This is a genomic window from Acaryochloris marina S15 (assembly GCF_018336915.1).
Classification (GTDB): Bacteria; Cyanobacteriota; Cyanobacteriia; order Thermosynechococcales; family Thermosynechococcaceae; genus Acaryochloris; species Acaryochloris marina_A.
In genome coordinates, this window is sequence record NZ_CP064923.1 from 3,910,291 (window position 1) to 3,936,560 (window position 26,270).

Here is a 26,270-nt window from a genome sequence, read left to right on the forward strand (position 1 = left end):
ACCCCACTGAGGTGGAGGGCCTTGTGTATTTTTAAGCCCTGCTTTAACCCAGTTTGTCTATTGAGTAGGGTTGAACTTCAAATAGCATTAGTAAATCAGGAGAGTTTCACTTTTTGGGTAGGAAAATAAATTCTCTAGTTTTACGTGCTTCAGCCACTATAAAATCAATGGGTTTGAGCGCAATCTGAATATTCCCTCAAAAAGGTAACACACTCCAAATCCTATTCATAACGACAGACATCAGCTTGCTTGTCACATTCCTTAATCTGGGTAGTCTAGCTGTTTTATCTAAGATTTATAACTATGATTAGCTTAACCACAAAATTTTTAGTGTTGATTTCCATGTCAGCATCCAAATAGCATTCGGAGAAGATTTGTAGCGGTTACCTAACCAACATCCAGGCATAAGGCTAAGGTTGCTATCTGCTACTATCTAACCCTTTCCCCCTTTTTTGTTTAATTTTCTACACAAAGTGTAAGCATTTTTCTGATATAGCCATCTTTTGCCGATCTATGGGCATAATTTAAGCAAGCTATGGTTTATCCCATAGCTTCTGGTTCGATTTTGGAATTAGACCGAACCTGATTTCGTTAATAAGGGAACTATCCCCTGTCTCTGAGTGCGGCAGGGGATATTTTTATGTCAAAAACCCCGTAAAGGTCCTATCGAAAAAGATCTTAGCAATATGTTCTTCCAGGCTAAAGTTACACATCTAAAGAAAAAGTTTTCTTTTTCCTAGGAATGGGAATACTGAAATTAGCTTATCTAAATTGGTTAGAACGTTGATTATCACTCGCGCACTTCGGTTGGTTTGCGCGAGTGTTTTTATTTTAAAATTAGGGTAAATGCAGGCTCAACCTCAATCTAGTAGCTCATGTCATAACATCATGAATAATGCCTGAAGCTTTGCTTGAGAAGCGCAAATTGTGGCGAAGGCTAATGAATCCTAGCGATTTAACCCATCCTTTCCAAAACACTTGACTTCTAATCAGTGAGTTGCAGTGAAACTCCAGCTGTCTCCCGAGTCATACAACAGCTTGAACAGCCTATGCAGTCGTCAATATTTTAGGTCTCTTCGATGTCTTGGCTGGCACAACTTTGATCTGCATTAGCATCAAGACATCTTGGGCTAGCAGTTGAGATTATGTACGCTCTCAATAGTTCACCCACAACAGTCCTATAGCAGTGCTACAAAGGAATCCTAATAAGGTTATTATTCTCTCAGATGCAAAACGATAACGCTCGACCTAAGAGGCTGTTTGAGAAGTTTTAGCATTTTTCAGCGAGCCTTCGAATCATCACCACATAAACAAGAGCTTCAGCCGTTCTAGTCAAGACTTCATAATCTTTATTGAGATATCGGGACCACAACCCCCATCCAAACGTCCGCTCTACAATCCATCATTTTGGAACAAGCTTTGAACCCCGCTAGATTGTCTGAACGCTTGATCAATCTGAATTTGGACTAGGTGGAGATGTCTCCCGGCAAAAGCGTCTCAGTCCCACTCAACGGCTGAGCATAAGTTTTTCTGGTGTTAAGTGAGGATCTATAGCAGTCGCCACTCTAATTAGGACGCTAGGTACAACACATGTTCCATTGCTTCTCTAAGTGAACCGAAGTGCTCTAATTGGTGTCTAATTCGACTTTTAATCCAAGCCCACGACCGTTCAATCTTATTCAAATCAGGAGAATAGGGTGGCAAGTACCACACTTCACATCCTGCGGCTTCTACCAGTTGCTCAATTCGCCCTCCCTTATGGAAGGTGGCATTATCAATGACTAACTTCTGCCCCGGTTTGAGCATCGGTATCAAACAAGTCTCAAGCCAAATTTCAAATACGGTGCGATTGCAAGCCCCTTCAATCGTGAACGGGGCCATGAGCTGCTTTCCTCTCAAAGCTGCAATCATATTGACTCGTCCACTTCTGCTACCAGACTTTAAAGCATAGACCCGCTCACCTTTGGGACCATAGCCATAGTCATACTCATCTCGATTGTCCATCCCTGACTCGTCAGCATAGACGATATCGTCTGGGTCTACTGTTGTTAACTTTTGGACGAACTCAGCCCGTTTGTGCTCATCACGTTGGCGGTAGCCATAGGTCTTTTTTTTCGAGTAAATCCAATATTCTTCAGCGCTCTTGAAATAGTACGCTCACTGATTTGCCCCTCCCACAACTCGGCCATCTGAGCTTGGGTTTTATAGCGATGTTCTTGAGCAAAAGCTCGAAACTTGTCCCAGTCTGTGATTTTGTGGCTATGGCCAAGGTGTTGTCTAGGGATGGGATGAAGATCACCTGTTTCTGCTTTGAGACGTTGCCATAGATTAATGGTGTTACGACTGATATGAAAGGTGTCACTCGCTTCTGAGGGAGGCATGCCATCAAGTTCAATAGCATCGATCACTTTGCAACGTAAATCGTAGCTGTAGATTTTAGGCATCCATTGAAAGACATAACAGTATCTCTAGTTTATTATGTCCTGAATAAAATGGCGCTTGCTATAAGTAGCGGCTTTTTGAGGCATTTGGGCTTTCCTTCGTTTTGAAACTCGTTTTTTAGCCATTGGGTATCGAGTTTTGGATGCTTGAGATTCGTCTTGGGCACATCCGCGAGATTTACCGCGAGTTTTGGGTACTTGAGCAGGTGCTCCAATCGCCACAATAATAATTGGGAATAACCTGGGAGCATGTCACCTTTGCAAATGCACAAAGTTTGGAATTAAAAATTTGATGCCTGAAAGCAAGGCTAGCAAGGATTTTTGAGATGAGTATAAATACTAGCTTACAAAGGTGACATGCTCCCGAATAACCTTCTCTCGAGAAAGAGGACACTCCAAGACAAGGGCACAGGAGATAGGTAGGAAGGGGCGTATTTAGCGGATCGGGGATGCCTTAGTTTTCGGAATGGTCACCTCTGGGAATAAGGAGTCAAACCGTTCATTGACCCAGGCAATTCTCAAGATCAGTAAATGGTTGAAACCATCCTCACTCCAGCGCATGCCAACTCCCTTAAAGCGCTGCTGAATCAACCACTTGCATGCACTTTCAACCATTCCTGACCCGAGAGGAATCTGTTGCTGTTCAAAGTGCCGATAACGGATGTGGTTATGATGGCGTTGGAAATAAGCCTGCACCTGGAGCAACGTTGAAAAAGACTTTCCCGTTAACAGTTGTGAGTGAATCAATATCGTCAAGGACCGTAATACAAGTAGGTGTTGCCCGTGTCGCAATTGGTGTCGCCAGTGCCGGAACCAGGCTTGGGCTTGAGCAGAGCGGGCATCTCCAAACATCGCTTTAGTTGCTCGTGCCAGATGGCCTGCTGAATGAAAAAAGTCGAGGACTGCCACAGCACAATGAGAGAACAAGGTGCGATAGACTCGCCAGAAGCCTCGTCCCCCATCACTGAGCCAGATGACTTTTGGAGCAGATTCAAAGTCTTGTTTGTGAGCTTCGAGTTGAAGTAAAGGGATGAACTGGTCGATATCGCCCAATACTGCCACCAGTCTTCGACGCAGTAATTGGGGGACCTCCTTTTTAGCTCGGGTAACCCGTGTTCCCAGGCGAGCTAAGATGGCGACTTTGACTTCTCGCCACTGGATTTTTCCCTTGGGTGAGTTCGGGGTGGGGCGAAAGGGGACCATCACACCATCGGCGGCAATGGCCAAAGGTAGAGCAGATAACATCTCTGAAATCGCTTCACAAGGGGCCTGAGTCCCTGATGATTGAGCGTTGAGTTGAGCTTCTAATTCCTGCTGAGCTTTGTTACCCACGGATTGCACCCAGTTCCACAAACTGGATGGACTCACGGATAGACCACTCCACTGACCCAGCATCCAACTGGCCAGTTCATAGGGCATGAACAGACTCAACAAGCAGCCCAGACGCACCAGTTCTTCGCTGCTGTGCTGATAGGGGGCAATCCCAATGGCTTGATCCAGGGGAGTCAACAGACTGCCTGGACATCCTTTGGGACAACGGCCCACCCGTCGCTTTCAAGAGATAGTGCCTACCAGTGTCTGCATCTGACGAGATTCCCATCCCTTCGAATGTAAGCGGGTTCCGCAGGTAGTACATACAGGCCATACAAATACTGCTTTCGCGCGCCTTGAGAGTTCATCCTCCAGAAGACAGCGAGCTAGAAACAAGCCCATTTGCAGAACGATATAAACCATCTGACTCAGGCTGGTTGATACTTTGAGTGCTTCAGTTTGTTCTAGAAATTCGTCATGGGCTAGCACGGTTAGCAATTGCGATGGTAGGGTCATGATAGTTTTTTGGTTCGGGTACAGGATCTATTGTCCTTGACCCGTTTTTCTTTGAGCCATGCATCCCCGATCCTTTGCTTACGCCCGGTAGGAAGTAGATTTATGAGGTCTGTTGAACTAACGGATCTTCAGCTATGTTAATAGTTGCTTAATTATTCTATTCCTTAAGACTTCTATATCCAACTAAAAAACAGGTAATTTACAGTATTTTTACGGTGAAGGGATTTAATATTTGGCAACTTGAACTTATGGTATAGCCTTTATTGAATAACGCTTACATCCCTCTTACCCCCTAAAAACTGGCTTATATTCCTGTTTTCTTAAGCTTTCGAAAAATCTATTTATACCTCCGTATCAATTCGGATCTCATTTCTTCAGATGCCCGGTTAAGGTATAGCTACTGGTACAAGAGCTTTGATATTTCTCAAGTTTAGAAACAGTGAGAGAAGTAGGCTATACCCTTCTCTCTAGCTACCATTCACTCCCATCCATCACATATCATTTGTCGCAAATGTATCTAGTCCGTATTGGCAAAGTCCTCACTCAAAAAGGACTGATTAGTGACTTCCAATTACAACAAGCCCTCCAAATCCAAACACAGACTGGACAAAAGCTAGGGGAAATACTGATTCAGCAAGGTCATATTTCTCAATTTCAGTTGAAGCAAGTTCTAGTTGAGCAACGGTGTCGGAATTTACTAGCTTGTTCTCTACTAACCCTCAGTACCCTTGGACCCACTTTCTCTATCACACCTCCTCAATCTGCCCGTTCCCAATCTGCTGAAAACCGGAAGGTTCTGCGTGTGGAATCTGAATCTTATGTTGGTGGTCCCCTAAGCTCTACTTCCCAAGTGTCCCAGTCAGGTCCACAGGCTCTTACTATTGCAGCTAGTCATACCCCAACAATTGCCTCTCCCTTGCAAGGATTTTGCCACCCTCTTGATGGAAGAGGATATCTGTCTCAAGGAATTCGTGGCAAAACTCATCAAAATCGAATGGAATATGCCTACGATATTGCCAGTTCAATTGGTACCCCTGTTTATGCGATGCGGGCAGGGCGGATAATCAGATTACAAGACAAATATCCAGATACAGGAGGGACTCGAGCGAATGCCTCCAAGTTTAACTATGTTTGGATTGAACATGAACATGGCTATCGCTCGGCATATGCCCACTTACAGCAAGGTTTCCGACAACGGGTTCAACTTAAAGCTGGGGACTGGGTCAAAGCAGGACAGCTTATTGGGTACAGCGGAAATTCGGGATGGTCTTCAGGTCCGCATTTACATGTTGAAGTGCAAAGTCAAGGCAATCGAGCAAGATTTTCTCAAACCGTTCCATTTCAGATTTCAGGTTCTTGCAGCACATTAGCTCGTAAAGCTAGCTAATTTATCACTCTCTACTAAGTTATTTGAATTTAGGCTCATGTATTTTAAATCTCCAGATTGCAAGAAGTTAGGTATTTTCAATCTTGGTAGAATTTAATAGCAGCAAATTAACGGATTGAAGCAACCTTTCAATATCCTCATTGTTACTTTTTTGAGTTTTCTTTGTTACTTTTGTGCAATTTCTTTGCTATATCTGTTCACTTTTTAAAAACTTGAGATAGAATGCTCGCAAGGTTTTGAGGATAACTCAATGAATAAAGGCGAATTAGTAGATGCTATTGCTGATAAAACAGGAGTAACTAAGAAGCAAGCTGACGTTACGCTGAGTGCTGCAGTTGATGTCATCATCGATGCTGTTAGCCATGGCGATAAAGTTACTTTAGTCGGATTTGGTAGTTTCGAGCCGCGAGATCGTAAAGCCAGAAATGGTCGTAATCCACAAACTGGCAAGAAGCTAAAAATCCCTGCGACCAGAGTTCCTGCCTTTAGTGCTGGAAAATTGTTTAAAGATAAAGTTGCCCCCTAAATTGGTCAGATCCTATAGTTAAAGAGCTGACTGATAGCAGTTCCAAAGTATAGTTTGTGTTCTGTTTGGATTGAAGTCTTTAAATTGATTTGCTCACATTTTCTGTTGGGCAAATATGCGATCGGCATTAAACTTCAAGGTGCTCTCGATCACTCCTTTTACACTCTTTTTGTATAAACTTTCTTCAAGTTTGGCTGAGCATTCTGCTAAATTTTCTAGTGGCTAAAATTTAATTATTCTATCTACGACTTGAACTTTCTGATTAGAACTTGCAATCAGTGCTAGCCCCTAACTAGTCAAGCATTAAACCTTATTTAGTGTAATTCTGTCTTACTGTTTTTCAAAGCTTAATTACAGGACAAGCTCTTTGAAACTCTTACTGAACAAAAGTCTACAAATATAATCTTGAAATACTTGCTGTGCAAAAGCTTCAAGCTAATTCCCTAGCTTGAAGCAGAGTAATTAGCTCCAGGACAGACTGGCTTCCCTTAATTAAGGGAAGCCAGTCTGTCCTTTTGGATTGCCGATGGAGTTTTATATTGGTCGGAGAAAGCTGTGCACTAGTAGTTTGCCTGACCCAAAATGGTATACCGACCATCCTTCACTTCAAGCGGAACAGCCACGGTTTTCTATACGATTCAATGTACGCCCTAAGGTTTGTCAAGAATAGTGCAGACATTATTTGAATAAAACTTAAATCCAGCTGGCCATCAACTAAATTATTTTCGATTACGGCTGGCTAGGGTTCTACAAAACACAAAAAGCTCCCGAATTATATGGCTTCTATGAGGGGGAGTAATAGGGTGATGAAATAGTAAACCAATGGAGCAGTGAATACATAACTGTCAGCGCGATCTAAAATACCCCCGTGGCCAGGGATAAGTTGTCCGGAGTCTTTTACTCCTGCGTCTCGCTTCATCATGGATTCTGTCAGGTCTCCCAATAAGCTTGCAACACCAATTAACAATCCCAATGCTGCTCCAAGGAAAAGCCAAAATGGCCAAATAAAGGTATTAGCACCAATGATGGCGACAGTCAGGCTGCCTAAAACTCCAAAGACTGCCCCTTCTACCGTTTTCTTGGGACTAATATCTGATAATCGGGTTTTCCCGAATAGCCGACCAAATGTATAGGCACCAATATCTGCAGCCCAAATACAACCAAAGGCAAGCAGGGTAATTGTCAATCCCACAGGAAGTAGATTGATATTTGACCATTGTTCTGGCCAATATCCCCATAAGGGTAAGTTACTAGCTTCTGCCGTGCCCAATGATCGTAATCTAATCCAAAAACTGGGTAGGTACCCCCCATAAAAGAGGCCCAGAATTGAGCTGGAAATATCGGAAATAGTAGCTAACTTCGGCTGGAATAACAGATAAAAACAGATGAAGGTTCCCGCAACAGGTAAGACAGCATCAGCTAGCATCCCGTTAATGGTGGCGGTGATCAGCAGCAACTGACTGACAATCATTGTGGTTTTGCCTGCTGGCCGATTCCCTTTAGCCCGAACTAAGTCAAAATACTCATCTTGAGCCAGATATACAAGGATGCAAAATCCCAGGGTAAAGTACCATCCACCCAATAAAATCATGCCCAACGCTAGAACGATGGCAATCAGTCCACTAATGATACGAGCCCAAGGCATATATGCAGATTATTACTTCCCTCAGGGGTATTATCCTACGCCGATGTCTTTCTCCGCAGATAGTTAAGCTGAGAGGAGATGCATAGAGGATAGCAAAAAGCATTCGATCTGGCGATATCCCAAAAAAAAAGAGTATTCTGAGGAACAGCTCTTTTCCTTATTCCCGCTATGTGAATTGTGGTCATCTGATGTTTATCGATGCACTCAATAACAGCTTTGAGATCTGAGTGTGGGGTGATATCTGCGGAACAGTTGAATCGTTATGCTCCAAGTAAACAATGCGTCCCAACATAACAACCATACAACCGAATAATATTTTGGATGGAGTCACCGGTACGGTCTTTCGTCAAGAAGTGACAGCTGCAATTGAGGCAGGTGCCGATATTGTTTTGGTGGATTGTCAAGATATTTCATTTATGGACAGCTCTGGTCTAGGTGCTTTGGTTCTTGCCCTAAAATTTATTCGGGCAGCCGAACGCAAGCTTGTGCTTTGTTCACTCAATCAGCAGGTTAAGACACTTTTTCAGCTCACTGACATTGCTCAAGTGTTTCAGATCTACGAGAATCGGCAACACTTTGAACAAAGTGGTCTGCTAGATTCTTGAAATCCTGTTTTTTCTAGAGTGGTGGTACTCAAGGAAAGACAACTTGCATCAAGGCTAAGTCATCGGTAAAGTGCTGATGCTCACAGCATTCTTGTACTTGGTCCAAAATGGTTTCGATGGTGGGGGCTCCTGTTTGATGAAGCTGTTGGAGCAACTGGGAAAATCCTTCTAGCCCCAGCAGTTGATGGTTAGTATTAGGACTTTCGTAAATCCCATCACTAAAGATGTAGAGCGTTTGATGTGGCGTGATGTTACAGCTCTGACTTTGGTAGGTGAATTCTGCAAACATTCCTAAGGGAAGTCCAGGTGTTTTTAAGGGTTGTACCCCTGGTTCTAGGGCTGACATTAATAGGGCTGGAGGATGACCGGCACTAGCATATACCAACTCCTGGCGTGAGTGATGATACACCCCATACCAAATGGTGAGGTATTTGGGGTTTTCGGGACTCATGGTGAATCGTTGATTGAGAGCATGCAACACTTCATGGGGGTGCTGGTAGTTGATGCCTGGGAATGCTTGCGATCGCAACATATTTAAGATCGATACCGAAGGTAAGGCTGCCCCTAAACCATGCCCCGATACGTCTAAGAGATACAAAATTAAAATATCTGGGGTTAACCAATAGTAATCAAAGCAATCCCCACCTAATTGACTAGACGGAATAAACCGAGACTGGATTTGAATCGGCAATTGTAATGGTGCAGGCAAAATTGAGCGAACATATTGGGCAGCCTCTGCCAACTCTGCTTCCAGCTTTTGTGTTTGCTCTTGTAAGTCCTGGTTTAAGTGATAGAGCCTTAGTCCTGCTCGCACACGAGCCTGCAGTTCACTCATGTCAATGGGTTTGGTTAAAAATTCGTCGGCACCCGCATTAAGTCCGGCAATTCGATCCTCTAGGTCAGACCGAGACGTTAGCAAAATAAAAAAGGTGGCGGAAAGTTTAGGATTCGATTTTAACTGCTGACAAACGCCAATCCCATCTAATAGAGGCATCATCCAATCGCAAATGATTAAGGCTGGGCAGAGTTGCTGTGCCTTTGAGAGCCCTTCTTGACCATTACTGGCGATGGTAACCTGATACCCTTGTTTCTCGAGTGTACGGCGTAAAAGGAGCTGTGTAATGGGATCATCATCGATGATCAGAATTTTCACCATAGATGTTTAACACGGCCATATTCGAGTATCTATTGTGAATTCATTCGCCAGGGCGAACGCTAATCCACACTGCTCAAGTTTAGCAAGGAGATAATCTCTGCCTAGAAAGCTAATTTTTGGGGAATGAGTTCCCTATAATTAATTTAAAGACGCCTGGTTGAATAACAACACCTTTTCTCATGCCAATGGCCTTGGACCCATGCAGTTGGAGGGACTGATCTCCTCATAGCAGATGCCAAAGCATTATCATCTCAGTGTTAATTCTGACCTCAATAACCTGACTCAAGTTCTTGACTGGTTTCAGCAGCTGCACCCTACTCGAGTGGCAGAACAGGAGTGGCTGGAATGCCAGATAGCCCTGGCAGAAGGATTTACAAATGCGGTTAGCCATGCCCATCAAGCACTACCACCCAATACCCCCATCCAGTTAGAGCTGGGGATTGAGCTAGATCATGTGGAGATTCGTATTTGGGACCAGGGTCCTATCTTCGACCTACGTCAATATTTACAGCATCACCCTACTTTCCCTAGCCAAGATATGGGCGGTGGTCGCGGGTTGCTGCTGATCAATCGGATTGCTGATAACGTTCAATATCGAAGAATAGACAATTGCCAGAACTGTCTTTCTATCGTTAAATACCTGTCTTTGAATGAGCCTATCCACTGAGGATGTAAAGCCTTGGATCGCTTTGAGCATCGGTAACTCCCGATTGCACTGGTTTTATTATGAAGGGTGGCACCTCGCTCAAACCTGGGACACCTGCCATATTGATGTAGCCCAACAAAGATTTCCTGCCACCTGGGAGGAGTGGCAGGCTTATTCTCCTGCTTTCGCCTACTCCTCTGCTGCAAGTATGCCTGCTCTGTGGATTATCTCTGTTGTTCCGTCTCAAACCCTTTTTTGGCAGACTTATCCTCGCTCCACAGCCATTACTGCTGCTGATATTCCGATTCAGCTTCCTTATGCAACCTTTGGACTGGATCGAGCGCTTTCAATCTGGGCTGCTGGCATGTTGTATCAATGGCCCATCTTAGTGATTGATGCCGGTACCGCACTCACCTATACGGGTGCTCTTGCCTCTACAGATTGCTTAGGTGGGGCGATTTTGCCAGGCTTGGGATTGCAACTGCGATCGCTCTCACAATCCACTGCAGAATTACCAACTATTGACTTACCCCAAAACCTTCCCAATCGATGGTCACTGACGACCAACTTAGCGATCCAGAGCGGTATTTTGCATACTTTAATCTCTGGCATGATCGACTTTATCGCAGCCTGGTTAAAGCAATATCCCACCAGTCAGATTGTGCTAACGGGGGGAGATGCCGAGACGTTATATCGCTATCTATCGCAAGCTTCTCAATCTAGAGCAGATCCAAAGCTATTAGACCGAATTATCTTACAGCCACTGCTCCAGGGAATAGGGCTCTTACACTTACATCAACAGCAAGACGATCGGTAGTTTCTCCGAGCTAGCGAATCACTAGTTCACCTTGGAAGTAGTCTTGCAACTGTTGGTTATGGTCATGACTTAGGGACATACTCAGGGCCTCATCTAGGGAAAACGATTTCACCTCAGATATTTCATTGATATCGTTCACTTGCAATTGGCCTTCAACCTTAATTTCAAAAGCTAAACAAATGGAATGTAATCGTGGATCACGATCGGGTGCTGAGTATACCCCCACAAATCGTCCCATTTTTGTTAGCAATAAACCCGTTTCTTCATGGAGTTCTCGTTTGATACTTTGCTGAATATTTTCACCCCAATCCACCATGCCGCCCGGTAAACTCCATTGACCATTATCCCGACGTTTAACTAATACGATTTGCCCATCCTCAAGGATCGGCATTAAACACACCCCCAGTAAAGGGTGTCGAAAAAGAAGGCCCAGAAACGTCTGAACCATATATGCGAAACGTTTCATAGTCAAAAATACAGAGGTAAGCTAGATCACATGGTGAGGTGTATTCGCATCAATCGATAGACTAAGAAGCCTCTTAAGATATCAAAGCAAACCTAGAAAATTATGCATTAATCTGTTGTGCAAGACCCAAATTTTAGATATTGAAAATTACGCTTTTAATGATTGCGAGCTTAATATCAGCACTCACTATTTCCTCAATAATTCTAAAGCCTGCAACATATCTGTGGCGTGATCGGCGGCCTTGACCTTTCGATAAATCTTCGCTAGCTTCCCTTCAGAATCAATCAGAAAAGTATGTCGATAGAACCCTTCATATTCTTTGCCCATAAACTTTTTAGGGCCATAGGCTTCATAGGATTTTGCCACATTTAGATCGAGATCGGAGAGTAATTGGAATGGCAAATCTTGCTTATTAATGAATTTCTGGTGAGACTTGGCATCATCTCCGCTTACCCCCAGGATAACAACCTGCTCGGTTTGATAGGTCTCATACTGGTCACGAAACCCGCAGGCTTCTTTGGTACAGCCAGGAGTATTGTCTCGAGGATAAAAATAAAGAACCACCCATTGTCCTCGAAAACTTTTAAGGACAATGGAGTCCCCATCTGCATTGGGTAAAGTGAATTCAGGTGCGTAATCGCCAATTGCCAATGTCATAATCTTCTGAGAATAATAGAGGACATAGAGAAACATTCGGTATCAAGGCTGAAACCAGATTGCTGCTGGACTGCAGTTGCGCCTCGTCAATCCCTGTTCTCTCTAGAATTATGCATTAAGACGAATGGGCAATGGGCTCTTCGAGGATCAGCCCATCATCTTGCTAGGCATCCTAACTTACTGGGACACAGCACGTTCAAGACAGCGGTACGATAAAGGTATAAGTCTCCGGTGATACTCAGTCATGACCTTCTTTCGCCAAAATATTGCTCCTTTCTTGATTGTTTTAATTTTTGTCGTCGCTTTGGTGGCTGTCAGCGCCAGAATTTTCTTGCCAGATGATATGGCACAACCCGCTCCAGTAGAAGAGGGCGTAAGCTGGGCACCCGCAATGATGATTGATGGCTAAACAGGCCTTTGAGAGGATTCTAGGTCCGTTTGCCCTGGCTTTTGTTCTATCGTTCAGGATAAATCTTGGATAAAAACTTTGTTCCGGGGTTTAACGCACGCTTAGGGACGAGGGGTGAGCAGTATTTATTACTGCAATTCATGCAACGGACCTACAAAGAACTCCACCCTGGGCATGATTATCAACATCTTCGGGCCGTTATTGATCAATATTGGTCTACCGATACCCCTTACTGGCTGGTCACCCCTGAGAATGAGGCCCATCGATTTGTGGCCTGTTTGTGGCTAGGAACGGCGGTTGATCAAGTCACGGGAGACGCTTATACCCATATTTTTATTCTTTTTGTGGATCCAGCACATCGCCAGCAAGGTCTTGGGACCGCCTTATTACAGAGGGCTGAAGCATGGGCTGCTCAGCAAGGGGATCAGCAAATTGGTTTGCAGGTGTTTACCAATGCCCATCCCGCATTATCGCTGTATGAAAAGCTAGGGTATCAGCCTAAGGCGGTTTTGTTGGTCAAGCCCATTCAAACGCAATAAAGTAATCGGTAGGTCCTAGCAAAGTTTTCCCTTAACCATGAATTGGCAATGTTCGAATCTAGCAATACGGCACCTCAGCTACAAACACAACTAGCAGAACAATATCTAGCGTTGCCCCCCCTGGATCAGCAGATTGTCCAGCTGCTATCAGTGGCCTATGAGCCCATCAATCGCAGTACCATTCTCTCTTGTTTGAATCATCAAGCAGCTGCCGACTCAGATTATAAAAACTGGGATCCTAAACTGCTGAAGCAGCATCTTGAGGGTTTGCTTGAGCAAGGGGTTTTGCTGCAAGAACGAGGCCAGGGACCTCAGTGTCATCCCTTACTGGCTGAAATTGCAACCCGTGAAGTTGTCAATATGGGCAAGCTTGAAATTATTGCGCCCATTATTCAAGATGTTGTGCCCGTTTATGCACCCTGGGGTTCAGGACCTCGAAGCTTTAGGAGTGAAGCACAGTTTCTACGGGAAGCTCGAATTGGTTTTTATGGCCAGGATATTGACTTTTTCACAGAACAACTCAACGACTATGGCAAATTTAAACATCAGGACGCGTTATCTCTGGATGATGTCTTAACGATAATTTGCAACAACCCCTTTGATGCAGAATGGATTCGAACCCTCTCCACTGAATGCTATGAACTAGCCCTGACCAGTATTCTGTCTAATAGCATTTTAAATTTATCCTCTTGTGAGGCGGTTTTTGAGGTACTGCAGGAAGACTGTGCAAACCAAAAGACTCCCTGTTCCGATTATTTGAAATTGGTCCTAGCGGAACAGTTATTATTACGTAGCTATGTGGAAGAGGTTCCCTCGGTATTAGAGTCGTTTGATGAAACCAATCAGAATAGCGCTGCTGTCTACTGGGGCTGGTTAGCTTTTCTACAAGGTGATACGGCCCAGGCCATTGACCATTATTCCAACGCTCTAACTGGGTTACGGAAAACTAAACGTAAACGCAACTACTTCTTTACTGGTATTCCGGGGCTTTTCTTTATTTTGGCTCTGCTGCAAGAGGACTCACCAGAAAGATTGATACAGGCTCAAGGCTATGTCCAACACATGGTGCGTCAATCTGGCCACTGGTTACGCACGACCTATACTTGGCTTGACAGCTTCATCCAAATTCAACAAGGGGATTTATCCACCCAAAAAACATTACTTCAGGCCTCTCTAGATCCCTATGAAGGGCTTCATAGCTTGGATATCTTGTTTGGGGCACTGTGCCAATATTGGGTTGATGGGGAACAGGCCCAAAAATGGTTGCCCAGTATTTTGCATCCTCTCTGTCGGCAAGCCACTCAGTCGGGGTACCACTGGTATGCCATGGAAATAGCGGAACTGTTAGCTCGCCTGGAAACCGAAGAGGCCGAAAACCCCTACCTAGACCACGCTCAACTCCTGCGACAGGGGAGTGGTATTCAGCCTCTAGTTGATATTGTGAGATCACAAGAGCCTTGGGAGCTGTGTCTTAATGCCCTCGCACAGTTGCAACAGGAAACGACCGCCACTGTAAAACCAGAGCTTCGCTTGGCTTGGTGTATTACTCTTTATGGTCAAGATTGGTTACTGCAACCCAAAGAACAAAAAATGACGGCTAAAGGCGGTTGGAGTAAAGGACGTCCCATTGCCTTAAAACGGTTATACGGCAAACCAGGAGAATTCAACTATCTCACTGTTCAGGATTTACGGGTTTGTAGCCAGATGGAAACCTACTCATCCTATGGCTCTTACGGCTATTACAACAAAACAGAATACCGATTTAGCGAGCAGGCAATTGTAGAACTAATCGGTCACCCACTAATTTTTTGGGAAGACTCCCCCACCACTCGCGTTGAAGTGGTTAAGGGAGAACCTGAGCTACTGATCCAGAAGAAAAAAGGAGATAAGCTCACCCTCACCTTGTCTCCTGGGTTGAAGGCGAGCCAAACCCTTATTGTTGTCAAAGAAACGCCTACCCGCCTCAAGATTATTGATATTAAGCCGGAGCATCACCAAATTGCCAATATTCTGGGTGAGAAGAATCGACTCGTAGTTCCTGAGCAAGCCAGGGAACAGGTATTAGCGGCAATTGGTGCCGTTTCAAGCTTAGTAACGGTTCATTCAGATATTGGTGGCGGAGTCGCCAGTGCCACGGAAGTTCCAGCCCAAGCCCTACCTCATGTGCACTTGCTTCCAGCTGGAGAAGGGCTGAAGGTTGCAGTGTTGTCTCGTCCCTTCGCTGCAGGTGGCCCCTACTATCCTCCAGGAAGTGGTGGAGAAACGGTCATTGCTGAAATTAAGGGTCAACGTTTACAGACAACGCGCAATCTCGTTGAAGAGCGGCAATTGGCCAAAGCAGCGATTGCGGCTTGTCCAACGTTAGCCAGTTTAACGCCGCAGGATCGGGAGTGGTTGGTGGAAGATCCAGAATCGTGCTTAGAGCTTCTGCTGGAGCTCCAGAATTTAGAGGAATCCATTGTACTGGAATGGCCCGAAGGCGAAAAATTAAGTATCAAGCATCGAGCTGATTTAGACCAACTACAGTTGCAGATCAAACGTCAGCGGGATTGGTTTGCAGCAACTGGAGAGTTAAAACTCTCCGATGATTTAGTTCTGGATATGCAAGCCCTCTTGGCGTTGCTGGACCAAACGCCCAGTCGTTTTATCCCTATTGGTCAAGGGCAGTTTATTGCCTTGACTGAGGAGTTTCGTAAACGGCTAGACGAACTCCGGGCTTACTCTGAACAACAAGGTAAGGGGTTGCGGTTCCATCCTTTGACCACCATGGCTCTAGAGGAGATGGTGGATGATGTGGGCAAGCTCAAGGTGGATAAGCACTGGAAAGCCCATATTCAGAAGCTGAAGGATGTTCAAACTTTACAACCCCAGTTGCCGTCTACCTTACAAGCAGAGCTGCGGGACTATCAACAAGACGGATTTGAGTGGTTAGCTCGACTGTCCCACTGGGGCGTAGGGGCTTGCCTAGCGGATGATATGGGTTTGGGAAAAACTTTGCAGGCCCTGGCTTTAATTTTGACCCGTGCCCCCCATGGACCAACGTTAGTGATTGCGCCGACCTCAGTAGGGATGAACTGGATCAGCGAAGCCCAGCGATTTGCGCCAACGCTAAGGCCACTACAGTTTGGCACAAGCCAGCGTCAGCAACTGCTTGATCAGCTTCAGCCTTTTGATCTGCTGGTCTGTAGTTATGGCTTATTGCAGCAGGAAGAAGTGGCACAAATGCTAGCCCAAGTGGAGTGGCAAACTATTGTCTTGGATGAGGCCCAAGCCATTAAAAATATGGCGACAAAGCGTTCCCAAGCTGCAATGAACCTCCAAGCTGAGTTCAAACTTTTAACGACAGGAACGCCCATTGAAAATCATTTAGGGGAATTATGGAATTTATTCCGATTTATCAATCCTGGTCTTTTGGGCTCGTTGGAACGATTTAATCAGCGATTTGCGACGCCGATTGAAAAGTACCAGGATCACCAAGCCCGTCAACAACTAAAGAAGCTTATTCAGCCTTTCTTGCTCCGACGCACCAAGAATCAAGTCTTAGAAGAGCTGCCCTCTCGGACTGAAATTACCTTACAAGTTGAGCTGAGCAAAGAAGAGATGGCCTTGTATGAAGCTCTGAGGCGGCAAGCGATCGCAAATCTGACGGATAGTGATGCCCAGGCTGGAGCAAAACATCTTCAAGTCCTAGCAGAAATCATGAAATTACGCCGTACCTGTTGTAATGCTCAGCTTGTGATGCCTGAAGCGCCTCCTGCCAGTGCAAAACTGCAGTTGTTTGGTGAAGTCCTAGCAGAGTTACTGGCGAATCACCATAAAGCCCTTGTGTTTAGCCAATTTGTGGATCACCTCAAGATTTTGCGGGCTTATTTGGACCAACAGCAGATTACCTATCAGTACCTGGATGGCAGTACGCTTGCAAAGACTCGCCAGCAGCGAGTCAATGCTTTTCAGGCTGGAGAAGGTGAAGTCTTTCTTATTAGTCTGAAGGCGGGGGGAACCGGCCTGAACCTGACCGCTGCAGATTATGTCATTCACATGGATCCTTGGTGGAACCCTGCTGTGGAGGATCAAGCTTCAGATCGCGCCCATCGGATTGGTCAACGACGTCCCGTTACCATTTATCGGCTTGTTGCTAAAAACACGATTGAAGAGAAAATTGTAGACCTGCATCGGCATAAGCGTGACTTAGCGGATAGTTTGCTAGAGGGGACAGAAATCAGCGGTAAGATATCAACCGATGAACTACTGCGATTAATTCAGGCGGGGTAATCATTTACATCTGTGAATAATTCAACTTACTGAAAGAATTAGTCTTTAAAATAAATAAACCAATAAAAATATTTCTTGCAATTGTTAATTTTTAGGTGTGATCCCCGTCACTGAACCGCCTTTATAGGGAAAACTAGGGTGGCTATACAAGCAACATAAGAACGTTTCATCAAAGAAAAATACTGCCTATTGGATCCGTCTGAATAACCATGGCAGATACTACGCAAGATTTCCAGCACTGTTTTTGAGGTTGTGTCTATCAAATATTTCCTGTTGAGATCGTTGAACTGTAGGTGCCTTCTATGATTACGGTAGGGCAGGGAATCGATAAGCCAGGAAATCGCGATTGCACTTCAGCCCCCCCAAAAGACCATAAACTCAGCTTTTGGCAGCTGTGGAATATGAGTTTTGGCTTTTTTGGTATTCAGTTTGGCTGGGGCCTGCAAATGGCCAACACCAGCAGTATTTTTGAACATTTGGGAGCCCGAGTCCACCAACTCCCCATGCTCTGGTTAGCCGCTCCCCTCACAGGGTTAATCGTACAGCCCATTATTGGGTATTTGAGTGACCATACCTGGGGACCTTTGGGACGGCGTCGGCCTTATTTTTTGGTGGGTGCGATCTCAGGTTCGGTAGCACTCATTTTGATGCCCAATGCTTCCAGTCTATGGATGGCGGTGGGATTACTGTGGATTCTGGATACCTCTGCCAATGTCAGCATGACGCCGTTTCGCTCTTTTGTTGGAGATCTGCTACCCGAAGAGCAACGCACTTTAGGATTTACGATTCAAGGTGTTTTTCACGGCTTAGCGGGGGTGATTGCGTCGGCTTTGCCATGGTTGCTGCACCATGTGTTTGGTGTGATTGAATCTCAAGAGAATTTTCATACTGTGCCCGTGGCCGTTAAGCTCTCCTTCTATATTGGGGCTTTTATCTTTCTGGGGGCAGTGGTTTGGACCGTTGTAACTACAACCGAACCTCTACCAGAAGAGTTTGAAGCGGCTCATTTGCAGGCGGTTCAGACTGATTCAAAAGGTATGGTATCGGATATTGGTATCGCTTTACGAGAGATGCCTGCAACGATGCGCCAACTGGCTTGGGTACAGTTCTGTAGCTGGTTTGGGATGTTTTGTGTGTTTTTATATTTCCCACCTGCGATCGCACATAATATCTTCGGTGCTACGTCAGAAGGCACCTTACTCTACAGCACAGGTATTGAATGGGCGGGATTATGCATTGCCATGTATAACGGCGTTTGCTGCCTTTTTTCCTTTATTCTGCCCAAATTAACCAAGCAGATCAGCCTTAAAAGAACCCATTCCTTATGTCTCATGTGTGGCGCCTTGGGGCTTTGCTCCTTGTTATGGATTCATAACCAATATGTTCTGCTGCTACCCATGATTGGGGTAGGGATTGCTTGGGCTAGTATGCTCTCTTTGCCCTACGCAATGTTGGTCAACGCTTTACCGGCCAACAAAAGCGGTTTATACATGGGGATTTTCAACTTCTTCATCGTGTTACCAGAAATCGTTGCCGCCTTAGGTCTGGGATGGATGATGAGTCATATTTTTGCCGGAAATCGTCTAGCCGCCGTTGTCTTAGGTGGTGGGTTTATGATGATTGCGGCCCTGCTGACCCAACGAGTGCAAACCAATCTAGAACCTCAGAACCCAGATTCAAGCCGTGAGACTTTTGAGAGCTTGGTTAGCATGCATTAATGGCTGTTGAGCGGAACAGCGGCTAACAGAGTTGCGGGTTCAGACCCGTTACAATCCAACGGCAATACTGCTGAATCCAATGGACTAATATAGCTAGTTTGTTGAACTGGATACAGTGTTTGGCTTTGCCGATCTTTATGATGGCAACCATGGGCAATTTCACCTGACGTAGGGCTTTCAACCATGGCTGACACATTGCTTCCTGGGGGTATCATTGCATTCCTCATAGCAACCCTAGGCATCGGCGTTTATGCTTCAAAACAAATTAAAGGAGACAGTGTCAATTTTTTAGTCGCGGGCCGAGGGCTGACCCTGCCGTTGGCAGCCGCTACATTAATGGCCCAATCCGTCGACTCAAATGCCACCCTTGGCAATACGGATCTGGCTTCAGAATTCGGATTTTGGGCAGGAGCCTCACTACCGCTGGGGTTAGCACTATGTCTGTTCCTGACAGCTCTCTTTTTCGCAAAACCGATGAATCGGATGGGCTTAATCACGTTACCGGATTTCTATCGGGTGAAATATGGGCGGACCACCGAATGGGTAGCAGCAGTTCTGATGGTCGTTAGCTTCTCTTTTTTGCTAGCAGGCAATCTAGTTGCCGGGGGATATTTGTTCCAAACCTTTTTAGGCATGTCCTACACCATTGGCGTTATTTTGCTAGCGGTCATTGTTTTGATCTACACCGCGAGTGGCGGATTATTTGCGGTTGCCTATACCGATGCCATTCAAGTATTGATTGCTCTAGTGGGTTCGCTATGCCTATTAGGTTATATTGGGCTAAATTTTGGCTTCAGTATTCCCGCAGGTACAGGTCCCTTTGCCCTTGAACAGATGACTAGCCCTGCAGCAGGTTCCCTAGTCAATTGGGCAACGCTGCTAGCCCTGGGACTAGGAGATATCGTTGCCATTGACTTCATGGCTCGAATCTTTTCTGCAGAAAGTCCTGAAACAGCTCAAAGAGCTTGCTTGATTGGCTCTTTAGGTACCGTAATTATTGGTGTCCCTTTCTCGATCATCGCTCTGTCTGCACCTGAGATTCTGGCAACGGCGGGGGTTACTGCTGAGGGTCCTATTCTTTATGCGTTGTTGCAGAATGTAGTGCCTTCATTTTTGGCATTATTAGTAATTGTGGCGATTTTATCGGCCTCTCTTTCAACCGCAGATGGGGCTATTTTAGGAACGTCCTCGGTGATTGCTCATAATATCCTCGGTATTCGCCATGATCAGCACAATGGTAGTGGTGATCGTCTTCTCGCCTTGACCCGCTCGATGGCGGTGGTCATTACTGCCATGGGGGTGTTTTTTGCACTGAAAGTTCCCCAAACGGGAGTGTTACTCCTGTTGGCCTTTGATCTGGGGTTTGCAGGGCTGCTGGTCCCTTTGGCAGGGGGTCTATTTTATCCAAAAGCGACTAAAGAAGGTGCATTGGCCTGCATTATTGTGGGATCGTTGACTCGGCTTCTTCTATTTGCACTGATGCCTGTGACGTTTGGGATTAAAAATACCCTTGTATACATACCCAATAGTATTTTTACTGCCGATTTTGATGGTATTCCCACTTTAATTAGCCCTTTGATTGGATTATGCCTATTTTTAGTAATTTCTAAGTTAACCTATCAACCCATGCCTATTGCTGAAAAGCCTGTTCGGCGCACTCTCCAGAAAATTTAACCCTTGTCTCTTCGTTTAGAACCGCTTGATGGACGATTGTTGGTTTAGTTCTACAGGGTTGTTGGTGCCGCAAAAAATCAATCGGCGCTTGAATGACTCGCCATATAAGAGATTTAGGCAGTCAGCTTGAGTGTAATAGCAATTGAGCCATACTTTATAAGCTGAAGCGATAATATAATTTGTCACTTCATCTGGAGCATTATTACTTATGAGAACAAGTGCCTAATGTCTGCAGATATTATTCAGTAAGTATACGCAAGCTATCCATTAGCAAGAATTCATTATATAGCTTGGAAATAATAATAGAGATACATGAATAATACTATTATTCCTTCTTTGCATGATTACTTATAATTAATCAGCGCTTAGATTTTTGAATTTATTGATATCAATACATGAGCTTGGAACCTATAAATAGAAAGCATTATTCGGTATTTTATCTAATTTAATGTGATTATTTTTTTAATTATTAAAGTAATTTAATCCATTAAAGATATCAGGATAATTTTAGGGTTTGAGTAGATGTCTTGACTTCCGTATTTCTCATGATGTTCGTGCCTTGAATGTCAGTCATTATAAGGATATACAAGTTATACAGAAGTTCTACCACAGGCTTTTGTTGAAAAGACAACGGACTCTTTGATCCTACTCATCGCCCTAATCACAACAGAATTAAAAATGAACACACCTCACATCGGTTTTTTAGCAGCTCTCATCACCTTTTCTATCGTTCCTGTTACGCCAGCAGAGGCAATACCCAGTCAGGCAAAAGAGATGGACCAGGCCCCTGTGACCACTGATGTATTGCCTACTGTGATCATGGAGAATACAACGTTCGTTACCACTGCCCCCACTGTAACAATGGCTCGTCAAGCCCCCACACCTGTAGTTGCCGAAGGCCCAAAGGAAGCACTTTCAACAGTGAGTTCTTCACAAGATGTTCAAGCTACTGTCAATAGTTATCGCATTATCACGACAGGACGCGCTCAGGCCATTTACCAGGCTCCGTAGTTACCCAAATTGGAGTTAATCGTAGGGCAAAGCAGATCTCAGCGATCCATCGCTTGTCACAAATTTAGATAGAGGGCAACCTAAGACAACCTAAGAGACCAAAATTTATGATGCTGATCAACAGAGAGTCAATCTGAACATTTCATTCCAACTATTACAAACTCACGATGATTTTTTCTTTTAATGTGTAGAAAAATATCGTGATGAAACAACTTATGTGATTATGGCTAAAGATGACACTAGGTTAAAAAATTGTTGCAAACCTAGGGAATTGAATTTTTTAGATTGACACTATTCTCGATGAGTTTGAGCTATTAGGCATCATGAATAATAAAACGGGTGGGATTGATGAGATTTCGGTACTGCAAAAACAGTTGGCAATCAGTCTCAAATTTCATCATAGTAAAACTCTCGAGCGACTTCCTTTAGAGGTTGCCGTGCAGGTTATGGCCAGCGTCTGGGATTCCTGTCATCCAGAAGGCTTGCCCGAAGACCCCCATGATGCGGCCACTGCGGTTATTCCTAGAGAACAAGTCCGCCAAGCCATTCACCAGGTCGAATCATTCGAACCCATAGAGAACTGAGTTAATAGACATGGACATAAGCGCCTGTTAGAAGTTTTAGCCAAGAAATAAAAGCTTGGCCGACTCGGTGAGCCGCTAGGTCACATCCGTAGATGAAAATTTCAGCATTATCACTCAAACTACTTCGCCAATGGCGAATGTCGTCAGCGTAGGCCCATAGATTAACTTCACTCAGTAAGGTGGTTCCCAGTTGTAGCTGGCCTGGTGCTCCCTGACAGATTAGGTGAAGGCTGGATAAATACTGAGACTTCAGTAATAGGGTTTGAAGTTGAGCGATACCGTCCTGTTGACCATCCAGAATATGAACATCTATACCGAGAAGGTGATTGGCGAGTAAGTACTGATAGTTATTGACGGCTGCATCAACCACGACGATAGATTGGGCTTGCTGACAAGATTCTGTCAGGGGAAGCATCTGATCTGCTGATCGACTTTTCATGGGGTGTGGCATGGTCCTCCTCCAGGTTAAACCAGTACAAAACATCAAGGGAAACACATCAGGTGGTTAAGTGCAGCCATTCCTGTAGACGGCTCCGTCTAGATTAGTTCCCCATACTGAATGAATTCCAGAGATCACTCACTGACCTACTGTCTATACATCTGCGCACATGAACCTTAAAGGATTCATATATCTCCATACGTCTACTCTATAGGTTTGGATTTAAATTGATATGCCTAGCTGCCGTTCCACAGGCCAGTACATGCATGGTTTCAGGAAGTGGATATCTTCGCCCTAGATTAGAAATACCCAGGTCCAAATAAGAGCTGCCTTCTTAACCACCCTAGGGTAAGCAGTTGTTGATATGCATATCCTACATATCAACAATATTTCAGTGAGTAGGGCTGTTGCTATATCGAAAAATTGACCTGCTCAAGAATTCAACACATCAGAATTTATACCAGTCATCATTAAGGCAAATAAATTCTTCAGACACCAATAGAGTCGTCATTATTTCCCATCTGTTTAAATCTTTTGAACATCGAAAAAATATCGCTGTTTTGATGAGATGATAAAAAATAATACATCGACAAACTCAAGAGTCTACGTTTCAGCCTTAATAAGAAGACGCTGTATCGCAGATCTTTGGCTTTGTACGGGTACTACTAGATAAAGAAGATCACCTCGCGAAGAACATGCCAGTTTATCAATCCCACTATGAAGAGTTGCTGGCAACCTATAGTAATCATCACCATGCGGTAGAACTGCTTAGACAGCACCGTCCTTATTTTGAAAAGATTCCCAGTATTCGTCGGTCTCGGGATAGTGTAATTACCATTCCCCTACCTGTGGTTCAGGTGAGGTGTCGAATTCCCCAGTCCGAGCTGAGGTCCTCCGATAGTCCCTATGAATTGATTACACTCCCCTGCGATCTGGCCCTACTGATGTGTGATCCAGAATGGAAAATAAAAACTGGAGTAGAAATCTTAGTCTATATCCACCGTCCCCAAGAAGATTTTTCTCATTTGGTGAGCCGCTGGCGGCAAACGCAAGTTGCCTTGAGTCGGGGCTATACCTGGGAAATGCCCCAACAGTTTCAACATATTTTTAATGAGGGGGCAGAGAAAATGTATCCCTTGTTTGTGTTGTTTGAGGAAACATCAGAACGAATTAAGCGGGGGCTTAAAGGGGCATTCTTGCCCTATGTCATTCAGAATGTGGATATTGCTGCAGAAGAGCGCAGTGAGGCTTCTGGAGTGGCTGCTACTCCAGAAGCTAAACCTGATGCCGAGTAAGGCTGTCTGAAATTTGTTGTTGGAGTTCTTCCAAGGTGGTGGGAGGCTCTAGACAACTGAACCCTTGACAAACTAAGCCCATTGCACCGGGAGGAACTTCAGAAGATTGGCTATATACAGCGGTGGGTAAATACGTGGACGCTAAGTCTGTTGCTGATGTCCGAATGGAGGTGTGATGGAAGTACCAGTCCAAGGCGACAAACAGGCTAGGGCAGGCCTGGGTTGAGGAGTCCATTACTTGGCCAAAGGTTTGCAGGGCTTGTTCAGCTTGGCTGAGATACTCGGTGCGATCGCAAACCAAACTCAGGCGTATCAGACTTGCGATCGCAACCCCATTTGCAGCAGGCGTGGCATTATCCAACCAGCTCCGCTCTCGAATCAGCAGCTCTTCAGACATTTCACTACCAGTATTGAAATAGCCACCCCCTTCCACAGCCCATAAATGCTGATCAAATTCAGCCTGTGTGGTTTGCGCTGCCTCTAACCACCGATTGGCTTGATCCACTGCCAGGCTTTGACAAGCCTGATGAAGATCCAGAAAAGCCTTGATCAGCAGCGCATAATCCTCTGATTGGGCGATCACGGCAATTTCGCCATCATAATTGACGCGATGGAGCCGTCCCTCTGACCATTGCTGGTCCAAGATAAAGGTGGCGGCTTGAGTTGCCAAAGCCAGATAATCAGGCTGTTGAAACACCGCAGCTGCTCGGGCTAATCCTGAAATCATCAAGCTATTCCAGGCCACAATCATTTTGGTATCGGTGACCGGGGGGATCCGACCGGGCCAAGGATGGGTTTTCGCCACCTGGTTATTGGTGGCAGGTGGAAAGGTCGTCAGGGATTCGGGCCGTTCTCCATACCGGACCTGAAAGAGTTTCCGCAGAGCTTCTTCCACCGGTTCGCTGATTACGCCGGGTTGCTGGCGCTGTAGTACCGTTAGTCCATCTTCAAAGTTGCCCTTAGCACTCAAGTTAAAAATATCTGCCAGGGCTGAGTATTCTTCTGCAGTCAGCAGATGGGTCAGCTCCGAGTCAGTCCAGGTGTAAAAGCGCCCCTCCTCGGGCTCTACATCTTCCGTTGTGACAAAGTTGTCGGCATCTTGGGCCGCATAAAAATAGCCAGCTTCTGCAGTCATTTCTCGCTTTAACCAGGCAACAGTGCCAGCAATCGCCCGCTCAAAAGCCGGTTCTTCAACGCCCGAACTCCACAAATTGGCCAAATATTCGACAATTTGACCATTATCGTAGAGCATCTTTTCAAAATGAGGCACCGTCCAATTGGGGTCTACTGTGTAGCGATGAAACCCTCCGGCCACATGGTCATAAATTCCCCCCAAGGCCAAATCCAGTCCCCGCTGGCGACAGGCTTGCTGAGCCTGCTCTTGTTCTGGGGTTTCAAAACGCGATCCGTGAAGTGCGATCGCAGCATAGGGAATCATGGGAAAACTTGGCCCAGGTGTTTGGTTAATGAGCACCGTCGTATTTTTGGCAATGCCTTGACTCAATAGCTCAGGCTGGAGGGCACCAATAGGATTGAGCACCGTTGAGCTTTGCAGATGGCCACTGAGTTTTTCCTTTTGGGCATCTAATTTTTGTTTCTCATTGTCATAAAAACTGCGAATCGCTTCAAGAACTTGCAGAAAGCCAGGGCGTCCATATTTCGGCTCTTCGGGGAAATAGGTGCCGCCATAAAAAGGCACCAAATCCCCCGGCGTTAAAAACATATTCAGAGGCCATCCTCCCTGCCCAGTCATCGCCTGGACCGCCTGCATATAGATGCTATCGATATCTGGCCTTTCTTCTCGATCCACCTTGATGGGGATATACTGCGCGTTCATATACTCGGCAATCTCAACATTTGAGAAAGCTTCTCCTTCCATCACCGTGCACCAATGGCAGCTGGAATACCCTACAGAGAGAAAAATGGGCTTATTCTCTTGAGCCGCACGTTCTAGGGCTTCTTCACACCAGGGCCACCAGTCAATGGGATTATCAGCATGTTTGCGCAGATATAGACTAGCAGAATGGGCAAGACGATTCGGCATGAAGCCCTCAGAGGAGATTGCATTCACAGTTTATCGCTATCTTATTGAGGGAAAATTTCTTAATTCCAAAAACATTCTTAAAGTCAAATCACCCTGAACAGAAACCCAAAAA

At 45.2% G+C, this 26,270-nt stretch carries 21 protein-coding genes and 2 pseudogenes; 13 read left to right on the plus strand and 10 right to left on the minus strand.

What is annotated here, in order from left to right:
* Nucleotides 1-1,270: 1,270 nt before the first annotated feature.
* From I1H34_RS17995 to I1H34_RS18005, 3 genes and pseudogenes are all read right to left on the minus strand, one after another.
* Nucleotides 1,271-1,454 (minus strand): annotated as a pseudogene (locus I1H34_RS17995) (IS5/IS1182 family transposase); the annotation flags it as partial.
* Between the two features lie 115 nt (nt 1,455-1,569).
* Nucleotides 1,570-2,444 (minus strand): IS630 family transposase gene (locus tag I1H34_RS18000; RefSeq protein ID WP_212662369.1). Its coding sequence is split into 2 segments (ribosomal slippage): nt 1,570-2,112 and nt 2,115-2,444, totalling 873 coding nucleotides; the frame shifts between segments, so codons are not numbered across the junction.
* A gap of 432 nt (nt 2,445-2,876) precedes the next feature.
* Nucleotides 2,877-4,268, minus strand: a pseudogene (locus I1H34_RS18005) (ISKra4 family transposase).
* 511 nt (nt 4,269-4,779) lie between these two features.
* On the opposite strand from I1H34_RS18005, the gene I1H34_RS18015 reads away from it, so the two are divergent.
* Nucleotides 4,780-5,655: a M23 family metallopeptidase gene (locus tag I1H34_RS18015; protein ID WP_212662370.1), complete on the plus strand. Its 876-nt coding sequence runs from the start codon at nt 4,780-4,782 to the stop codon at nt 5,653-5,655.
* A gap of 250 nt (nt 5,656-5,905) precedes the next feature.
* Nucleotides 5,906-6,181 carry an HU family DNA-binding protein gene (locus I1H34_RS18020; RefSeq protein ID WP_010468395.1) on the plus strand — a complete coding sequence of 92 codons (276 nt, stop codon included), beginning with the start codon at nt 5,906-5,908 and terminating at the stop codon, nt 6,179-6,181.
* A gap of 772 nt (nt 6,182-6,953) precedes the next feature.
* On the opposite strand, the gene I1H34_RS18025 is transcribed toward I1H34_RS18020, so the two are convergent.
* Nucleotides 6,954-7,826, minus strand: coding sequence for a phosphatidate cytidylyltransferase (locus I1H34_RS18025; protein ID WP_212662371.1), 873 nt, complete (start codon nt 7,824-7,826; stop codon nt 6,954-6,956).
* Between the two features lie 278 nt (nt 7,827-8,104).
* Between I1H34_RS18025 and I1H34_RS18030 the strand changes: the two genes are divergently transcribed.
* A complete protein-coding gene (locus I1H34_RS18030; RefSeq protein WP_212662372.1) occupies nt 8,105-8,431 on the plus strand; it encodes an STAS domain-containing protein in 327 nt (108 codons plus the stop codon).
* Between the two features lie 28 nt (nt 8,432-8,459).
* On the opposite strand, the gene I1H34_RS18035 is transcribed toward I1H34_RS18030, so the two are convergent.
* The gene (locus I1H34_RS18035) at nt 8,460-9,587 is read right to left on the minus strand and encodes a PP2C family protein-serine/threonine phosphatase (RefSeq protein WP_212662373.1); all 1,128 of its coding nucleotides are present in this window, start codon (nt 9,585-9,587) and stop codon (nt 8,460-8,462) included.
* A 232-nt stretch (nt 9,588-9,819) separates the two neighbouring features.
* Between I1H34_RS18035 and I1H34_RS18040 the strand changes: the two genes are divergently transcribed.
* A complete protein-coding gene (locus I1H34_RS18040; protein WP_212662374.1) occupies nt 9,820-10,254 on the plus strand; it encodes an ATP-binding protein in 435 nt (144 codons plus the stop codon).
* Entirely contained in the window at nt 10,238-11,050 is an 813-nt protein-coding gene (locus I1H34_RS18045) for a pantothenate kinase (RefSeq protein WP_212662375.1), read from the plus strand. The genes I1H34_RS18040 and I1H34_RS18045 overlap by 17 nt, the downstream gene beginning before the upstream one ends.
* A gap of 10 nt (nt 11,051-11,060) precedes the next feature.
* On the opposite strand, the gene I1H34_RS18050 is transcribed toward I1H34_RS18045, so the two are convergent.
* The gene (locus tag I1H34_RS18050; RefSeq protein ID WP_249369367.1) at nt 11,061-11,516 is read right to left on the minus strand and encodes an NUDIX hydrolase; all 456 of its coding nucleotides are present in this window, start codon (nt 11,514-11,516) and stop codon (nt 11,061-11,063) included.
* A gap of 186 nt (nt 11,517-11,702) precedes the next feature.
* Nucleotides 11,703-12,173, minus strand: a complete 471-nt coding sequence (bcp, locus tag I1H34_RS18055; protein ID WP_212662376.1) for a thioredoxin-dependent thiol peroxidase — start codon at nt 12,171-12,173, stop codon at nt 11,703-11,705.
* 244 nt (nt 12,174-12,417) lie between these two features.
* Between bcp and I1H34_RS18060 the strand changes: the two genes are divergently transcribed.
* The 4 genes from I1H34_RS18060 (at nt 12,418) to I1H34_RS18075 (ending at nt 19,111) form a co-directional block, all read left to right on the plus strand.
* Nucleotides 12,418-12,582, plus strand: coding sequence for a hypothetical protein (locus I1H34_RS18060; protein WP_212662377.1), 165 nt, complete (start codon nt 12,418-12,420; stop codon nt 12,580-12,582).
* Nucleotides 12,583-12,647: 65 nt separating this feature from the next.
* Nucleotides 12,648-13,121: a GNAT family N-acetyltransferase gene (locus tag I1H34_RS18065; RefSeq protein WP_235109209.1), complete on the plus strand. Its 474-nt coding sequence runs from the start codon at nt 12,648-12,650 to the stop codon at nt 13,119-13,121.
* 48 nt (nt 13,122-13,169) lie between these two features.
* Nucleotides 13,170-17,393, plus strand: a complete 4,224-nt coding sequence (locus I1H34_RS18070) for a DEAD/DEAH box helicase (protein WP_212662378.1) — start codon at nt 13,170-13,172, stop codon at nt 17,391-17,393.
* 401 nt (nt 17,394-17,794) lie between these two features.
* The gene (locus I1H34_RS18075; RefSeq protein ID WP_315874889.1) at nt 17,795-19,111 is read left to right on the plus strand and encodes an MFS transporter; all 1,317 of its coding nucleotides are present in this window, start codon (nt 17,795-17,797) and stop codon (nt 19,109-19,111) included.
* On the opposite strand, the gene I1H34_RS18080 is transcribed toward I1H34_RS18075, so the two are convergent.
* The gene (locus tag I1H34_RS18080; RefSeq protein ID WP_212662380.1) at nt 19,108-19,296 is read right to left on the minus strand and encodes a hypothetical protein; all 189 of its coding nucleotides are present in this window, start codon (nt 19,294-19,296) and stop codon (nt 19,108-19,110) included. The genes I1H34_RS18075 and I1H34_RS18080 overlap by 4 nt on opposite strands.
* Between I1H34_RS18080 and I1H34_RS18085 the strand changes: the two genes are divergently transcribed.
* From I1H34_RS18085 to I1H34_RS18095, 3 genes are all read left to right on the plus strand, one after another.
* On the plus strand, nt 19,295-20,785 hold the full coding sequence (locus tag I1H34_RS18085) for a high affinity choline transporter 1 (RefSeq protein WP_212662381.1): 1,491 nt from the start codon (nt 19,295-19,297) through the stop codon (nt 20,783-20,785). The genes I1H34_RS18080 and I1H34_RS18085 overlap by 2 nt on opposite strands.
* A 678-nt stretch (nt 20,786-21,463) precedes the next feature.
* A complete protein-coding gene (locus tag I1H34_RS18090) occupies nt 21,464-21,796 on the plus strand; it encodes a hypothetical protein (RefSeq protein WP_212662382.1) in 333 nt (110 codons plus the stop codon).
* Between the two features lie 323 nt (nt 21,797-22,119).
* Entirely contained in the window at nt 22,120-22,380 is a 261-nt protein-coding gene (locus tag I1H34_RS18095) for a hypothetical protein (RefSeq protein WP_212662383.1), read from the plus strand.
* Nucleotide 22,381: 1 nt separating this feature from the next.
* On the opposite strand, the gene I1H34_RS18100 is transcribed toward I1H34_RS18095, so the two are convergent.
* Nucleotides 22,382-22,831 carry a DUF4347 domain-containing protein gene (locus I1H34_RS18100; protein ID WP_235109214.1) on the minus strand — a complete coding sequence of 150 codons (450 nt, stop codon included), beginning with the start codon at nt 22,829-22,831 and terminating at the stop codon, nt 22,382-22,384.
* 683 nt (nt 22,832-23,514) lie between these two features.
* Between I1H34_RS18100 and I1H34_RS18105 the strand changes: the two genes are divergently transcribed.
* On the plus strand, nt 23,515-24,114 hold the full coding sequence (locus I1H34_RS18105; protein WP_212662385.1) for a hypothetical protein: 600 nt from the start codon (nt 23,515-23,517) through the stop codon (nt 24,112-24,114).
* Here the strand turns inward: I1H34_RS18105 and I1H34_RS18110 are convergent.
* Entirely contained in the window at nt 24,095-26,158 is a 2,064-nt protein-coding gene (locus I1H34_RS18110; RefSeq protein ID WP_212662386.1) for a thioredoxin domain-containing protein, read from the minus strand. The genes I1H34_RS18105 and I1H34_RS18110 overlap by 20 nt on opposite strands.
* Nucleotides 26,159-26,270 lie beyond the last annotated feature (112 nt).

What these genes read in the sequence shown, in the direction of transcription:
- I1H34_RS18095 (WP_212662383.1), top strand. Translation starts at nt 22,120, where the DNA reads ATGAATAATAAAACGGGTGGGATTGATGAGATTTCGGTACTGCAAAAA.
- I1H34_RS18025 (WP_212662371.1), bottom strand. Translation starts at nt 7,826, where the DNA reads ATGCCTTGGGCTCGTATCATTAGTGGACTGATTGCCATCGTTCTAGCG.
- I1H34_RS18070 (WP_212662378.1), top strand. Translation starts at nt 13,170, where the DNA reads ATGTTCGAATCTAGCAATACGGCACCTCAGCTACAAACACAACTAGCA.
- I1H34_RS18110 (WP_212662386.1), bottom strand. Translation starts at nt 26,158, where the DNA reads ATGCCGAATCGTCTTGCCCATTCTGCTAGTCTATATCTGCGCAAACAT.
- I1H34_RS18085 (WP_212662381.1), top strand. Translation starts at nt 19,295, where the DNA reads ATGGCTGACACATTGCTTCCTGGGGGTATCATTGCATTCCTCATAGCA.
- I1H34_RS18090 (WP_212662382.1), top strand. Translation starts at nt 21,464, where the DNA reads ATGAACACACCTCACATCGGTTTTTTAGCAGCTCTCATCACCTTTTCT.
- I1H34_RS18040 (WP_212662374.1), top strand. Translation starts at nt 9,820, where the DNA reads ATGCCAAAGCATTATCATCTCAGTGTTAATTCTGACCTCAATAACCTG.
- I1H34_RS18050 (WP_249369367.1), bottom strand. Translation starts at nt 11,516, where the DNA reads ATGAAACGTTTCGCATATATGGTTCAGACGTTTCTGGGCCTTCTTTTT.
- I1H34_RS18030 (WP_212662372.1), top strand. Translation starts at nt 8,105, where the DNA reads ATGCGTCCCAACATAACAACCATACAACCGAATAATATTTTGGATGGA.
- I1H34_RS18105 (WP_212662385.1), top strand. Translation starts at nt 23,515, where the DNA reads ATGCCAGTTTATCAATCCCACTATGAAGAGTTGCTGGCAACCTATAGT.
- I1H34_RS18045 (WP_212662375.1), top strand. Translation starts at nt 10,238, where the DNA reads ATGAGCCTATCCACTGAGGATGTAAAGCCTTGGATCGCTTTGAGCATC.
- I1H34_RS18015 (WP_212662370.1), top strand. Translation starts at nt 4,780, where the DNA reads ATGTATCTAGTCCGTATTGGCAAAGTCCTCACTCAAAAAGGACTGATT.
- I1H34_RS18100 (WP_235109214.1), bottom strand. Translation starts at nt 22,831, where the DNA reads ATGCCACACCCCATGAAAAGTCGATCAGCAGATCAGATGCTTCCCCTG.
- I1H34_RS18075 (WP_315874889.1), top strand. Translation starts at nt 17,795, where the DNA reads ATGAGTTTTGGCTTTTTTGGTATTCAGTTTGGCTGGGGCCTGCAAATG.
- I1H34_RS18060 (WP_212662377.1), top strand. Translation starts at nt 12,418, where the DNA reads ATGACCTTCTTTCGCCAAAATATTGCTCCTTTCTTGATTGTTTTAATT.
- bcp (WP_212662376.1), bottom strand. Translation starts at nt 12,173, where the DNA reads ATGACATTGGCAATTGGCGATTACGCACCTGAATTCACTTTACCCAAT.
- I1H34_RS18035 (WP_212662373.1), bottom strand. Translation starts at nt 9,587, where the DNA reads ATGGTGAAAATTCTGATCATCGATGATGATCCCATTACACAGCTCCTT.
- I1H34_RS18080 (WP_212662380.1), bottom strand. Translation starts at nt 19,296, where the DNA reads ATGGTTGAAAGCCCTACGTCAGGTGAAATTGCCCATGGTTGCCATCAT.
- I1H34_RS18020 (WP_010468395.1), top strand. Translation starts at nt 5,906, where the DNA reads ATGAATAAAGGCGAATTAGTAGATGCTATTGCTGATAAAACAGGAGTA.